This is a genomic window from Pseudomonas sp. IT-P171 (genome assembly GCF_949767765.1).
GTDB classification, from domain to species: Bacteria; Pseudomonadota; Gammaproteobacteria; order Pseudomonadales; family Pseudomonadaceae; genus Aquipseudomonas; species Aquipseudomonas fluorescens_B.
This window is the reverse complement of the sequence record NZ_CATKQN010000004.1, coordinates 161,370-174,579: the sequence shown is the minus strand read 5'-3', so window position 1 is coordinate 174,579 and position 13,210 is coordinate 161,370. Positions and strand designations below refer to the sequence as shown.

13 protein-coding genes and 1 pseudogene are annotated in these 13,210 nt (G+C 61.4%); 8 read left to right on the top strand and 6 right to left on the bottom strand.

The annotated features are described in order from the left end of the window. The first annotated feature begins 5 nt into the window (after window positions 1–5). Window positions 6–476: a DUF1810 domain-containing protein gene (locus ACM6I5_RS04015; protein ID WP_017339902.1), complete on the top strand. Its 471-nt coding sequence runs from the start codon at window positions 6–8 to the stop codon at window positions 474–476. Here the strand turns inward: ACM6I5_RS04015 and ACM6I5_RS04010 are convergent. Beyond that, window positions 441–2,801: a DNA polymerase II gene (locus ACM6I5_RS04010; protein ID WP_162491068.1), complete on the bottom strand. Its 2,361-nt coding sequence runs from the start codon at window positions 2,799–2,801 to the stop codon at window positions 441–443. The two genes, ACM6I5_RS04015 and ACM6I5_RS04010, sit on opposite strands and share 36 nt — an antisense overlap. 217 nt (window positions 2,802–3,018) lie before the next feature. On the opposite strand from ACM6I5_RS04010, the gene ACM6I5_RS04005 reads away from it, so the two are divergent. Then, the gene (locus tag ACM6I5_RS04005; protein WP_017339904.1) at window positions 3,019–3,459 is read left to right on the top strand and encodes a CBS domain-containing protein; all 441 of its coding nucleotides are present in this window, start codon (window positions 3,019–3,021) and stop codon (window positions 3,457–3,459) included. Window positions 3,460–3,529: 70 nt separating this feature from the next. Here the strand turns inward: ACM6I5_RS04005 and ACM6I5_RS04000 are convergent, their stop codons facing one another. Continuing rightward, a complete protein-coding gene (locus ACM6I5_RS04000; protein ID WP_017339905.1) occupies window positions 3,530–4,153 on the bottom strand; it encodes a glutathione S-transferase in 624 nt (207 codons plus the stop codon). A gap of 146 nt (window positions 4,154–4,299) precedes the next feature. On the opposite strand from ACM6I5_RS04000, the gene ACM6I5_RS03995 reads away from it, so the two are divergent. From ACM6I5_RS03995 to ACM6I5_RS03975, 5 genes and pseudogenes are all read left to right on the top strand, one after another. Then, a complete protein-coding gene (locus ACM6I5_RS03995; RefSeq protein ID WP_017339906.1) occupies window positions 4,300–5,094 on the top strand; it encodes a DUF4349 domain-containing protein in 795 nt (264 codons plus the stop codon). Between the two features lie 128 nt (window positions 5,095–5,222). Then, window positions 5,223–5,744 carry a DUF3455 domain-containing protein gene (locus tag ACM6I5_RS03990; protein ID WP_017339907.1) on the top strand — a complete coding sequence of 174 codons (522 nt, stop codon included), beginning with the start codon at window positions 5,223–5,225 and terminating at the stop codon, window positions 5,742–5,744. A 114-nt stretch (window positions 5,745–5,858) separates the two neighbouring features. Next, the gene (locus ACM6I5_RS03985; RefSeq protein WP_414883237.1) at window positions 5,859–6,386 is read left to right on the top strand and encodes a sigma-70 family RNA polymerase sigma factor; all 528 of its coding nucleotides are present in this window, start codon (window positions 5,859–5,861) and stop codon (window positions 6,384–6,386) included. After that, window positions 6,383–7,093, top strand: coding sequence for an anti-sigma factor domain-containing protein (locus ACM6I5_RS03980; protein ID WP_414883236.1), 711 nt, complete (start codon window positions 6,383–6,385; stop codon window positions 7,091–7,093). Before ACM6I5_RS03985 ends, ACM6I5_RS03980 begins: the two co-directional genes overlap by 4 nt. Before the next feature lie 203 nt (window positions 7,094–7,296). Then, window positions 7,297–7,533: pseudogene (locus tag ACM6I5_RS03975) on the top strand (phage infection protein); the annotation flags it as partial. A gap of 86 nt (window positions 7,534–7,619) precedes the next feature. Here ACM6I5_RS03975 and ACM6I5_RS03970 read toward each other — a convergent pair. Next, window positions 7,620–8,714, bottom strand: coding sequence for a DUF1615 domain-containing protein (locus tag ACM6I5_RS03970; protein WP_017339700.1), 1,095 nt, complete (start codon window positions 8,712–8,714; stop codon window positions 7,620–7,622). 210 nt (window positions 8,715–8,924) lie between these two features. On the opposite strand from ACM6I5_RS03970, the gene ACM6I5_RS03965 reads away from it, so the two are divergent. Beyond that, window positions 8,925–10,460 (top strand): FAD-dependent oxidoreductase, encoded by a 1,536-nt coding sequence (locus ACM6I5_RS03965; RefSeq protein ID WP_017339701.1) that lies wholly within the window; start codon window positions 8,925–8,927, stop codon window positions 10,458–10,460. Between the two features lie 26 nt (window positions 10,461–10,486). On the opposite strand, the gene hemB is transcribed toward ACM6I5_RS03965, so the two are convergent. From hemB to ACM6I5_RS03950, 3 genes are all read right to left on the bottom strand, one after another. Then, on the bottom strand, window positions 10,487–11,461 hold the full coding sequence (gene hemB, locus ACM6I5_RS03960; RefSeq protein WP_017339702.1) for a porphobilinogen synthase: 975 nt from the start codon (window positions 11,459–11,461) through the stop codon (window positions 10,487–10,489). A gap of 134 nt (window positions 11,462–11,595) precedes the next feature. Further along, complete coding sequence (locus ACM6I5_RS03955) at window positions 11,596–12,438, bottom strand: PhzF family phenazine biosynthesis protein (protein WP_017339703.1); 843 nt, start codon at window positions 12,436–12,438, stop codon at window positions 11,596–11,598. Window positions 12,439–12,471: 33 nt separating this feature from the next. Then, window positions 12,472–13,170 carry a glutathione binding-like protein gene (locus ACM6I5_RS03950; protein WP_017339704.1) on the bottom strand — a complete coding sequence of 233 codons (699 nt, stop codon included), beginning with the start codon at window positions 13,168–13,170 and terminating at the stop codon, window positions 12,472–12,474. Window positions 13,171–13,210 lie beyond the last annotated feature (40 nt).

Sequence of the window (13,210 nt, the reverse complement as noted above, 5' to 3'; positions counted from 1 at the left end):
TTCTCATGAGAAGCACCGATCAGCTCGACGCCTTCAACCTGCAGCGCTTTATCCAGGCGCAGGACCCGGTGTTCGAGCGAGTGAAAAAAGAACTCGGCACAGGACGAAAGCGCAGTCACTGGATGTGGTTCATCTTTCCGCAATTCGCCGGGCTGGGCGGCAGCAAGATGTCTCAGCACTTCGCAATCCGTTCAGGCGCAGAGGCAACGGCCTACCTGAACCATCCCCGGCTGGGTGCCCGCCTCCTTGACTGCACACAAAAGGTGCTGGATATCCCGGACGGCTCCATCAGCGAAATTTTCGGCCATCCGGACGACATTAAATTTCGTTCATCGATGACCCTGTTCGCGCAGTTCGCCCCGGATGACAGCCTGTTCCATCAGGCACTGGACCGCTATTTCCACGGTATTGCGGACGAGTGGACGTTAACCCTGCTGGACTCAAAACAAGCCCAGTTGCCCCCCAATCAGGGTTGAGAAATCGTCGTCCACGAACGGCAGGATCGCATCGGCCACCGGTTGCAGCTGCCGGGTGACGTAATGGTCGTAATCGATCGGCGCACTGCGGATCTCCAGCGGCTCGGGCCCGGCGACGGTGATCACGTAGCTGATCCAGCCGCCGTTCTGGTATTGCCGCGGCCGACCCTGCTGATCGTTGTAATCGTCGGCAGTCCGCGCCGCGCGCACATGCGGGGGGACGTTGCGTTCGTAGTCATCCAGGGTCCGGCGCAGGCGCTTGCGATAGATCAAGCGATCATCGAACTCGCCCGCCAGGGTTTTGCGCACGTACTCACGCACATAATCCTGATAAGGCTGGCGGTGGAAGATCCGCGTGTACAGCTCTTGCTGGAATTGCCGCGCCAGCAGCGACCAGTCGGTGCGTACGGTTTCCAGCCCCTTGTAGACCATCTCGTCAGTGCCGTCGTCACGTGTGATCAGCCCGGCATAACGCTTCTTGCTGCCCTCTTCGGCGCCACGAATGGTCGGCATCAGAAAGCGTTTGTAGTGGGTTTCGAACTGCAACTCCAGTGCGCTTTCCAGCCCGTATTCCTGTTGGACATGCTCGCGCCACCACTGGTTGACGTGGTCCACCAGCGCGCGGCCGATCTGCGCCGCTTCCTGCTGACCGTGGGCTCGGCGCAACCAGACAAATGTCGAGTCGGTGTCACCGTAGATCACCGTGTGCCCCTGGGCTTCGATCAGTTGCCGGGTGCGCAGCATGATTTCGTGGCCGCGTAACGTGATCGACGAGGCCAGACGTGTATCGAAGAAGCGGCAACCACTGGAACCGAGTACGCCGTAGAAGGCGTTCATGATGATCTTCAGCGCCTGGGACAACGGCGCGTTGTGTTCGCGCTTGGCGGTTTCGCGGCCTTCGGCGACCCGGGCGACGATGGCCGGCAGGCAATGCCGGGTCCTGGAAAAACGCGCACCGCGGAAACCGGGCACGGACTCGCTGTCATCGGGATGCTTGAGCCCTTCGATCAGGCCCACCGGGTCGATGAGGAAGGTGCGAATGATCGACGGATAGAGGCTTTTGTAGTCGAGTACCAGCACCGATTCGTACAGGCCCGGCTGCGAGTCCATGACAAACCCGCCGGGGCTGGCCTGCGCCGGTTTGGTTCCGAGGTTGGGCGCGACGAAACCCTGGCGGTGCATCAGCGGCATGTACAGGTGCGTGAAGGCCGCTACCGAACCACCACTGCGATCCGCCGGTAATCCGGTGACGCTGGCTCGCTCAAGCAGGAAAGTGAGCAATTGGGTCTTGGCGAAAATCCGCGTGACCAGTTCGCAGTCCTTGAGGTTGTAGGTGGCCAGGGCCGGTTTGTCCTCGGCGAACATGCGGTTGATTTCGTCCATGCGCTGGTACGGCGTACTGATCGCCTTGCCTTCGCCAAGCAAGGTTTGCGCGACGTTTTCCAGGCTGAACGAGGGGAAACTCCAGGTCGCCGAGCGCAGGGATTCGATGCCATCGATGATCAATCGCCCGGCGGCCGAAGCGAAGTAATGGTTGCGGCTGCCGTGTTCACGCCACTGCATTTCTTCGCCGCCCCGCCCCAGTTTCAGCGGCACCGCGAGCCGTCGTGCGTGTTCGTGCAGCACGCGCAGATCGAACTGCACAACGTTCCAGCCGATGATCGCGTCCGGGTCATGCCGGGCGAACCACTCGTTGAGTTTTTTCAGCAGCAGGGTTCGGGAGTCGCAATATTCGAGCTGGAAATCCACCTCGCTGTCGTCGCCATTCGGCGGGCCGAGCATGTAGACCTGGCGCTCGCCGCAGCCTTCCAGGGCAATGGAATACAGATCGCCTTGCGCGGTGGTTTCGATGTCCAGGGACACCAGCCGGAGCGTTGGCCGATAGTCGGGGTCGGGTTTCATCTGCGCGTCGAGCAGCAGGCCTTCGGCATTCGGTGTGCCACCGAAGATCACCGGCGCCGTGATGAAGCGCTCCATCATGTAGCGTTCCGGCGGGCGCACATCGCCCTCGAACAGCTCGACGCCAGCCCTGCGCAGCGCGGTGTCCAGGCGCATCAACTGACCGTGCTGCCGGCAATACAGGCCGAGCACCGGGCGATGTTCGAAATCCAGCAGAGCCAAGGGTTTGAGCTCGACGTTTTTTTCGTCGCGCAGCACTTGCTCCGCCTGTTCACGCTGCTCGGCCGGGATGAACGCCACCGACGGTTGATGCGGCAGGCGGATGCACCGGGGACCGGTATCGGTCGCCAGCCAGAACTCGACTTCCGTACCGGCCGGGGTATCGCGCCAATGCCGGGTCAGGACGAAGCCCCGCTGTAAATCCACCACTGCAACCTCAAATCCGATTCAGGTGGCAATTCTACGCGTCATCGCAGGCGATAGCGCTCCTGAAGTGGGTGCCCGCAGTGGGTGCGCGTTTGCGTTTTTTTGAAGAAAAACCGCTGAATGACGTTTTTTGCGCGTTATCTGCCGCTTTCTGCCTTGCCCTCAGCGCTTGCGTCTACGATTCTTCAAGAACAACGACAACACCCGAGAAGCCACCATGAAAACCGTCGCCCAACTGCTCAAGTTGAAAGATCAGAAAAATCAGGAAGTGCATCAGATCAAGCCGGATCACATGGTGCTGGAAGCGCTGATGAAGATGGCCGAGAAGAACGTCGGTGCCTTGCTGGTGGTAGAGAATGAAGAAGTGCTGGGCATCATCAGTGAACGTGACTACGCGCGCAAACTGGTGCTGCATGGCCGTTCTTCGGTGGGCACGCCGGTGCGCGACATCATGGTGTCACCGGTGATCACCGTGGACACCCATCAAACCGTCGATACCTGCCTGGGCATCATGTCCGACAAACGCCTGCGCCACCTGCCGGTGGTGGAGAACGGCAAGCTGATCGGGTTGCTGTCGATCGGCGACCTGGTCAAGGAAGCCATCGCCGAACAGGCTGAACTGATTCGTCAGTTGGAGCAGTACATTCGCGGCGAATAAGTGCAGATCAAAAGATCGCAGCCTTCGGCAGCGCCTACATTGAGAGGGTGTTTACACTCTAGCGATCTTTTCAGGATGGCCAATGCCGCGCAAAGACCGGTGCCAGTGTCGGGTGCCGGTCGATTCGCTCCAGCCAGGCGAAAAACCCCGGTCGGGCGCTGCGCAAATGTTCCCGGCTGCCCGCCCAACGCGTAATTACCGCCGCCAACACATCAAGCGCCCCGGGCGACTCATCGCCCAGATACAACTCGCCCGAGAACTGATCGGCGAACACCTCCCAACTCCAGTGCAGTCGGTCGCGAGCGCCCGCCATGAGGTTGTCTCTGGAGGGCTTGTCCGCCACGGCCAGCCACCGTTCCGGATAGTCGATGATGCCGATCGCCGCATAACAATTGCTGACGATATACACCAGACCACGGATCGCCTGGTCGCGTTCGACGGCGTTATCCGGCAGCAGGTTCGACTTGGGAAACGTGAGCCCGAGATGAATTAGGATCGCCGCACTTTCCGTGAGAACGCTGCCGTCGGGCAGCTGCAAGGTCGGAATCTGCTTGAGCGGGTTGAGTTTCTCCAGGGCGTGGGCCGCCTCCGTGGAGACCTCGACGTCGATGAAGCGGTAAGGAATCTCGCAGAGTTCCAGCGCGGCTTCGATGGCGGCGGCGCCGGAGTTCTGGTGTCCGTATAGCTGATACATATCGCGCTCCTGGCGAGACGAACAGATAGTCAGTAGACGAGCGGGTACAGGTCACGTTCCCTGCCATTTGGCGGATCGATGCAGGTAAGATGCGCGATCCCGGGGCTCTCTTTCAGTACCCCCGCAGCACTCTTCAAGGAAAGACCATGCGCCAACAGGATGGCCAGCGCGCCTCACTTTTTCGTACCTTCGGGTTCATTCTGGCCTGCCTGGCGATAAGTGCCTGCTCGCCGAGCGACCATTCGTCATCGGCCAGTCTAGCCGGTGAACAAGGGCGCGGCGGGGCCATGCTCGCCTATGAACACGAACTGCAGCTGTTGCTGCCCCAGGCACTCATCGCCCCGCGCTTGCAGGCCACACGTGAGGCGTGCGAAACCGCGCGTTTCGGCGCCTGCAACGTGTTACGCATCGAGCAAGGCGCAGGCCGTGCCGACATCACCTTGCGCATCGCACCGGCCGGCGTCGAACCGCTGGTGGCCATGGCCGCCGAGGGCGGAGAACTGGGTCAGCGGATCACCAGTGCCGAAGACCTGGCCGATGTCGTGGACGACACCCGCCGACGTCAGGAACGACTCAAGGCCCAACAGCAGCGTCTGGATGAACTGGCGACCCGCAAGGACATCAGCGTCACTGACCTGATCACCCTGAGCAAGGAACAGGCCGGGATCGAGAACGATCTGCAAGCCCTGGCGCAGATTGCCGCCGGGCACCAGCGGCGTCTGGACACCAATCGGGTCACGCTATCGTTCCTGCCAACGGGCGCCAGCAGTCGCTCGTCGCACCTGAGCCAGGCGTTCAGCAATTTGCTCGACAACCTCGCCGACGGCGCCGCCGATGCGCTGGAAAAAACCAGCTACGCACTGCCCTTCCTGATCCTCGCGTTCCCGCTGTTCATGCTGTGGGTCTGGTTGTGGCGCAAATTTGTTCGGCGTCGGACATGAGTCGGGCGGGCGCCAACGGCATTCAATTATTTTTTTTTGCCACTGCATCCAAATCGCTTTTCGCCGGGTAGTCCTTGTAGCAGCCCTTGTTGCTGCACAGCGGATGACTCATTAACGGAGAGAATGTCATGAACGCCAGACACCTGATTTGCCTTGCTGCTTTGTTCACCGCAGCGCCTGCGGCCTTTGCCCAGACCGGTCTGCCCGACACCATCAAGGTTCCAGACGGGCACAAGGTTGCCATGGAAACCACCGGCGTCGGTGAGATCACCTACGAATGCCGTGACAAGGCCAACATGGCCGGCCAGACAGAGTGGGTGTTTGTCGGGCCCAAGGCGGTGCTCAATGATCGCGCTGGCAAGCAAGTCGGCACCTACTTCGGCCCCCCGGCGACCTGGCAAGCGAAGGATGGCTCGAAAGTCACCGGCACCCAACTGGCCGTCGCACCGTCGAGCCCGGGCAATCTGCCCTATCAACTGGTCAAGGCCAATCCGGCCGAGGGCAAAGGTGCGATGAGCGGCGTCAGTTACATCCAGCGCGTGGCCCTCAAAGGGGGGGTCGCCCCGAGCGCCGAGTGCACGGCGGCTAACAAGGGCAAGCAGGAAGTGGTGAAGTATCAGGCGGATTACATTTTCTGGGCGGCCAGCTAACCCCCGGCCTGACGCAATCCTGTGCAGGAGCCGGCTTGCTGCGAGCGGTTCCTACAGGAATGGGGATTGTTTGCTAGATTGCATTTGGACTGCCCCACATTACGGCTGAGATCTGTGTCCTTGCCCGAACCCATTTTCGACTATGAAGCTCACCTCGCCGCGTGTGGTCGGGGCGAGCGTCAGGCCTTGCGCGATTTGTATGTGCAGGAGAGTCCGCGCCTGCTCGGCGTGGCCAGGCGCCTGGTGCGCGACACCGCGTTGGCCGAAGACATCGTCCACGATGCGTTCCTCAAGATCTGGGCCGGCGCTGCGGGTTTCGACCCGACGCGGGGGTCGGCACGGGGCTGGATGTTCAGCGTGACCCGGCATCTGGCGCTCAACTTCATCCGTGACAACAGCCGCGAAATCCAGGGCGATATCGACGTGCAGAACGACGCTGAAACCTTCGATGCCCAGGTGCACTCCTCGCGCATTCATATGTGCCTGGAGCAGTTGGACCCTGCGCGGCGCAGCTGCATCCTGCACGCCTACGTCGACGGTTATTCCCATGCACAAATTTCACGCAAACTCGGCACCCCGCTGGGCACTGTCAAAGCGTGGATCAAAAGGAGCATGACGGCATTGCGGGAGTGCATGGGATGACGATCAGGCCTGTGGATGAGACCCCGGAGCAACTCGACGAACTGGCCAGCGAGTATGTGCTGGGTACGCTCTCGGACGAACGACGCCGCACGGTACAGCGACGCCTGCCCGACGATGCCGAACTGCGCCAGGCGGTCGACACCTGGGAGCGTCGCTTGTTGGGCCTGACTGACTTTGCCCAACCCGAGACGCCCTCGCCCGCGCTGTGGCAGCGCATCGAGCGCAGCGTCACCGCCCTGACCCGAGCGCCAAAGGTCGAACCGTCATCCTGGTGGAATCGGTTACCGCTGTGGCGCGGGCTCGCCGGTGCGGGGCTGGCGGCCACGTTGCTGCTCGGCACGCTGCTGCTCACGCAAACCACGGTCAAGCCGACCTACCTGGTGGTGCTGGTCGCGCCACAGGACAAATCACCGGGCTGGGTGATTTCTGCCAGCAATCCCAGGGAAATCCAGTTGATTCCGCTGGGGGTCGCGCAGGTTCCGGAAGACAAGGTGCTGGAGTTCTGGACCAAGGCCGAAGGCTGGCAAGGGCCGGTGTCGCTGGGCTTGGTCAAACCGGGGCAAACGCTGTCGGTGCCTGTGGATAAACTTCCGCCGCTGCAACCCGACCAATTGTTCGAACTGACCCTGGAAAACCGCACCGGCTCGCCGATCGGCAAGCCTACAGGGCCGATTCAGTTCATCGGGCGGGCGGTGAAGGTGATCTGAACGTCACGCGCCTGCCCCCGTGTAGAAGCGTCGGTCAACTGACCTCAGCCAGCCGACGAATGAACCATCACGCCCACGCACGGGGAGTTACCCGATCCATCATTGCCGTCGATGTTCACCATCACGTCAATGAAGTTCTCTTAAAAATTCTGCGGCGTAACATCGGCTCCATACCAAACAACTACACCCCGGAGCACACACTCATGAAACGCCAAATCCTCCTCAGCATCGCTTTCTCGGTTTTTGCAGTTAACGCTTTCGCCGCTTCTTCTGCTCACCCGGTTGTCGCTGAAGGCGGCTCGGATCGTCTGATTGAAAGTCGTGTGGCTGAGGGTGGTTCGGATCGTCTGATCGAAAACCGCGTCGCCGAAGGTGGCTCTGATCGTCTGATCGAAAACCGCGTCGCCGAAGGTGGCTCTGATCGTCTGATCGAAAGCCGTGCGGTGTGAATGAATGGCGTTACCGCAAGACTCGACAAAAAACCCGGCCTCATCAGCCGGGTTTTTTTACGCTTTTTTGAAACCGGTCACTTCCCTGCCCGCGCCATGCAGCGCTGATAACGTTCGTCGACCCGCTTGGCAAACCACGCTGTCGTGAGTTTGCGGGTTATTTTCGGGCTCTGCAGCACGATCCCCGGCAACACCGCACGCGGCAATGAACGGCCTTCGGCTTGTTCGGCCAGCTCGAAGACCCGCTGATACAACCGGGTGTCCTCGAATTCAAGGCTTTTGCCCTCCTCCAGTTGATCCCTGATGGTCGTGTTGCGCATGCCCAGGCGCTTGCCGAGGGTACGCACGGCCAGTTCCGTGGTGCCGGGCATGATCGAGTCGTAGCGCACCAGATCGCCGTCCAGCGCCAGCGGGATGCCCGAGGCACGGCTCACAGCATTCTGAAACGCGGCATTGCGGCTCGCGTACCAGCCAGCGTTGAAATCGGCGAAGCGGTACAGCGGCTGTTTGTAGCTCACCGGATAACCGAGCAGGTGAGCGATGCCGAAATACATGCCGCCGCGACGGCTGAACACTTCATGCCGAATCGTGCCGTCCACCGGGTAGGGGTAATTCCGTGCCTGTTGCTCGGCGAAGTCGATGCTGACCTGCATCGGGCCACCGGTGTGCACCGGGTTGAAGCCGCCGAACAGCGTCCGCCCCATGGGCACCATGCCGATGAAGTCATCGAAGATCGCGCTCAGCTCCTTTTCACTGCGCGCGGCATTCAATCGGTCGCTGTAGCTTTTGCCGTTGCTCGAACTCACCTGCAACGCCCCGCTCACCAGCAGGCCGGGAATGTGGACCTTCGCGGCACGCCGGTCGATTTCATCCCGGGCGATCTTGCCCAGGCCCGGCACCGACGGATCAACCTGAAAGGTCGATTCCTGCTCGGTGACGGCCAGAACGGAACACAGGTTTTGTGTGGACGGATAAATGTCCTGCGCGACAAAGGCGGCGTAAATATCCGTGGCCCAGCCTTGGCGGTCCGCGGTTTTGGCTGGCAGCAGGCGCACGATCTCTGCCTTGACTTCGGCAGATGGTCGGGCCGGGGCTTCCTGGCTGCGTTGCGTTCCGCAACCGGCCAGCACCAAGAGCGTCGCGACGCTCGTGATCAATCGATTGGCTTGCATGCTGCTCCATCAAATCCGTTGGGCCGGGGTAACCATACGATCAATCCCATGACGCAGGCTATGACTGTACTGACGACACACTGTTCCCTGCACAGGTTCAACCCTTGGATTCCACTCCACGGCTGGAGGGCCTTTTCCGTTGGGCAGTCCGTCTGGCGGCCCTCCTCGCCTGAACCATACTTGAGCCAAACGCCCGGGGAGGACAGGCGCATGAACCGTAGCGATGTATTGATCATCGGCGCCGGTCCCACCGGGCTGGTGCTCGCACTGTGGCTGAGCAAACTGGGGATCCGCGTGCGGATTCTCGACAAAACATCGGCACCCGGCACCACATCCCGGGCGCTGGCGGTGCAGGCGCGGACGCTGGAGCTGTACCGCCAGCTCGACCTTGTCGACGCCGTGATACAGGGCGGTCATCGCGTGGCAGCGGCCAACTTCTGGGTCAAGGGCGAACCGGTAGCGCGCTTGCCGTTGAGCCGGGTGGGCGAAGGGTTGACGCCCTACGCGTTCCTCGAAATATTTCCTCAGGACGAGCACGAGCGTTTGCTGATCGAACGCCTGGAAGCCTTTGGTATCCGGGTCGAGCGCAATACCGAGCTGGAGGGTTTCGAGGAAACCGGCGACGGCATCACCGCACGCCTGCGCTTGCCGGATGGCCAACAGGAAACCTGTCAGGCCTGTTACCTCGCCGGATGCGACGGTGCCCGCTCGATCGTGCGCAAAACCCTGGACACCGGATTTCCCGGCGGAACATACCAGCAGATTTTCTATGTGGCCGACGTGCAGGCCCGCGGGCCGACGTTCAATGGCGAACTGCACGTGGATCTCGATGAGGCGGACTTTCTCGCGGTGTTTCCATTGGCCGGCGAAGGCCGCGCGCGGCTCATCGGAACGGTGCGCGACGAACGCGCCGAGCACGCGGAAACCCTGCAATTTGAAGACGTCAGCAGCCGGGCCATCGAGCATCTGAAGGTGCAGATCGAACAGGTGAACTGGTTCTCGACCTACCGCGTGCATCATCGGGTAGCTGACCACTTTCGCAGCGGCCGCGCGTTTCTATTGGGCGACGCGGCGCACGTCCACAGCCCCGCGGGCGGCCAGGGCATGAACACCGGGATTGGCGATGCCATCAACCTCGCGTGGAAACTCGCCGCCGTGTTGAGCGGTGGTGCCGCGCCGCATTTGCTCGACACCTATGAAACCGAACGCATTGCGTTTGCCCGCAAATTGGTCGCCACCACCGACCGGGTGTTCAGCTTCGTCACCGCCGAAGGGCGCGTGGCCGATTTGCTGCGCACCCGTCTGGCACCGTTCCTGCTGCCGAAAATGACCGCGTTCGAGACCTCCCGCGAATTCCTGTTCCGCACGGTGTCGCAGATCACCCTCAATTATCGCGGGATGCCATTGAGCACCGGCGTTGCCGGACACGTGCATGGCGGCGACCGCCTGCCTTGGGCGCACGACGGTGAAGGGGATAATTTCAGGCCGCTGAAATGCCTTAGCTGGCAGGTGCATGTGTACGGCGACACCAGCGACGAAATGATCGCCTGGTGCAACGAACATCACTTGCCGTTGCATGTGTTCGACTGGCGGCCGGCGTTTGAAGCGGCAGGCCTGGGGCGTAACGGGTTTTACCTGTTGCGGCCGGATACCTATGTGGCGATTGCCGAGACGTGCTCGGACCCGAAAGTGATCGAGCGGTATTTCCGGGATCGCGGGATACGGCCGTTTTTTGGCCCTCTCTGATTCACACATTGGGTGTTGTGTATTTTTCAGATCCCGGCCAGGGCCAGGTCCATCGCAAAGTAGGTAAAGATCAAATCCGCCCCCGCCCGCTTGATCGCGCCAAGGCTCTCGCGTACCACGCGGTCTTCATCGATCGCCCCGGCCTGTGCGCCGAACTTGATCATCGCGTACTCGCCGCTCACCTGATACGCCGACAGCGGCAGGCGCGAGACTTCGCGGATGTCGCGGATGATGTCCAGGTACGCACCGGCCGGTTTGACCATCAGCGCGTCGGCGCCTTCCTGCTCGTCCATCAGCGACTCACGCACCGCTTCGCGGCGGTTCATCGGGTTCATCTGATAGCTTTTGCGGTCGCCCTTGAGCGCGCTGCCGCCGGCCTCGCGGAACGGGCCGTAGAGCGCGGAGGCGAATTTGGTCGAATAGGCCATGATCGCGGTCTGGGTGAAACCGGCGTCGTCCAGCGCCCGGCGAATCGCCTGGACCTGCCCGTCCATGGCCGCCGACGGTGCAATCACATCGGCACCGGCACGGGCCGCCGCAACGGCTTGCCTGCCGAGGTTGATCAGGGTCTGGTCGTTGTCGACTTCGTGGTTGTGCAGCACGCCGCAATGACCGTGATTGGTGTACTCACAAAAGCAGGTGTCGGACATCACGATCATGTCCGGCACTGCGTCCTTGGCGATGCGCGACATGCGCGAGACCAGGCCATTGTCGTTCCAGGTGTCACTGCCGCTGCTGTCCAGGTGATGCGACACGCCGAAGGTCATCACCGACTTGATCCCGGCCCGGGCATAACGCTCGATCTCGCCGGCCAGTTTCGACTCCGGAATTCGCATCACGCCGGGCATGCTCTTGATCGGTACGAAGTCGTCGATTTCTTCCTCGACGAAAATCGGCAGCACCAGGTCGTTCAGGGTGAATTCGGTTTCCTGGAACAGGCTGCGCAGGCTCGCATTGCGGCGCAGACGGCGTGGACGTGCTTCGGGGAACTGGCTGGACATGGGGGTTCCTGAATTCGGAGGAAGAGACGAAAGTCGTAAGGGCCGGAAGCTTATGCCCTGTGCACTATCAGTGACAAACCTCAGCGGAGTAAAAACCCTTACCGCTTCGGCAACAATTCCTGGTCCCACAGGTTTCAGAGGTTCAGCGTGCCGGTAATGCAGGTCACAACGGAACCGCCAATCCAGATCTCATCGCCGATCCGCTCGACCTGAATACGCCCCGCGCGCCCCATGGTCAGGCCCTGGCTGACCACGTAGGACGCCGGCGCCAGCCCCTCGCCGAGCAACCACTGGGCAATCCCGGCATTCAGGCTGCCGGTGGCAGGGTCTTCCGGCATGCCGTCGCCGGAGATGAATGCACGTACTTCGAACTGGGCATCATCGCCGTCACGCTCCGGACGCCACGGCGCGATCACGCCGACCGCGAGGCCAAGCATGTGCGTGTGATCCGGTTGCAGGTCCAGCACCTGCTGGCGATCCTCGACCATCACCGCCAGCCAGCCCGCACCGTTATCAACCCACTGCGCCCGCACAATGGCACCCGGTTGCAGCCTGAGCCCGCGACGGACGCGCTCCATGACATCGGCCTCCACCGGCCCGGTCCTGAGCAGTGGCGGCGCGAGAAAAGCCAGTTCCGCACCTTGTCGACGCACCCGCACCAGGCCGACGCCGCATTCCTGAATGATCTCCTCGCCCCTGGGCACGCCACCGGCTTCGAGCCAGGCATGACAAGTGCCCAGCGTCGGGTGCCCGGCGAACGGCAACTCGCTCTGCGTGGTGAAAATCCTCACCCGGTAATCGGCCCGGGGATCCTGCGGCGCGAGGATGAACGTGGTTTCACTGAGGTTGGTCCACGTGGCGAATGCCGCCATGCGCTCATCGCTGAGCTCGTCCGCGCCGAACACCACGGCCAACGGATTGCCTTTGAGGGCGACGCGACTGAAGACATCTACTTGCTTGAAATCGAATGAATGCATGGCCTGCCCTGGTCCTGATGAAATCGAAACGTCCTATTTGGGAATTTCCAGCCCGCGCATCACTGCTGGACGTGCGAGGAAGCGCTCCAGCACCCGCGTTACGTTCGGGAAATCCTTGATGCCCACCAGATCGCCCGCCTCATAGAAACCGATCAGGTTGCGCACCCACGGGAATGTCGCGATGTCGGCGATGGTGTAGCGCTCGCCCATGATCCAGTCGCGGCCTTGCAGGCGTCCATCAAGAACTTTTAACAAACGTTTACTTTCCTCGACATAGCGATCCCGAGGACGTTTGTCTTCGTAGTCCTTGCCGGCGAATTTGTTGAAAAAACCGAGCTGGCCAAACATCGGTCCGATACCCCCCATCTGAAACATCAGCCACTGGATCGTCTCGTAACGCGCCGCCGATTCCTGGGCCAGCAATTGCCCGCTCTTGTCCGCGAGGTAGATCAGAATCGCCCCGGATTCGAACAGCGGCAGCGGCTTGTCGTCCGGGCCGTGGGGGTCGAGGATCGCCGGGATCTTGTTGTTGGGGTTCAGCGAAAGAAACTCGGGAGACAGCTGGTCGTTGGTATCGAAGCCCACACGATGCGGTTCGTAGGGCAGACCGATCTCTTCGAGCATGATCGACACCTTGACGCCGTTGGGGGTCGGCAAGGAGTAGAGCTGAATCCACTCGGGGTACTGGGCCGGCCATTTCCGGGTGATGGGGAACGCAGACAGATCGGTCATGGGAAGGATCCACGATGAGATTGAGGAAGACGATCATAGT

Coding starts and splice junctions, on each gene's coding strand:
- ACM6I5_RS04015 (WP_017339902.1), top strand. CDS start 6: ATGAGAAGCACCGATCAGCTCGACGCCTTCAACCTGCAGCGCTTTATC.
- ACM6I5_RS04005 (WP_017339904.1), top strand. CDS start 3,019: ATGAAAACCGTCGCCCAACTGCTCAAGTTGAAAGATCAGAAAAATCAG.
- ACM6I5_RS04000 (WP_017339905.1), bottom strand. CDS start 4,153: ATGTATCAGCTATACGGACACCAGAACTCCGGCGCCGCCGCCATCGAA.
- ACM6I5_RS03995 (WP_017339906.1), top strand. CDS start 4,300: ATGCGCCAACAGGATGGCCAGCGCGCCTCACTTTTTCGTACCTTCGGG.
- ACM6I5_RS03990 (WP_017339907.1), top strand. CDS start 5,223: ATGAACGCCAGACACCTGATTTGCCTTGCTGCTTTGTTCACCGCAGCG.
- ACM6I5_RS03980 (WP_414883236.1), top strand. CDS start 6,383: ATGACGATCAGGCCTGTGGATGAGACCCCGGAGCAACTCGACGAACTG.
- ACM6I5_RS03970 (WP_017339700.1), bottom strand. CDS start 8,714: ATGCAAGCCAATCGATTGATCACGAGCGTCGCGACGCTCTTGGTGCTG.
- ACM6I5_RS03965 (WP_017339701.1), top strand. CDS start 8,925: ATGAACCGTAGCGATGTATTGATCATCGGCGCCGGTCCCACCGGGCTG.
- hemB (WP_017339702.1), bottom strand. CDS start 11,461: ATGTCCAGCCAGTTCCCCGAAGCACGTCCACGCCGTCTGCGCCGCAAT.
- ACM6I5_RS03955 (WP_017339703.1), bottom strand. CDS start 12,438: ATGCATTCATTCGATTTCAAGCAAGTAGATGTCTTCAGTCGCGTCGCC.
- ACM6I5_RS03950 (WP_017339704.1), bottom strand. CDS start 13,170: ATGACCGATCTGTCTGCGTTCCCCATCACCCGGAAATGGCCGGCCCAG.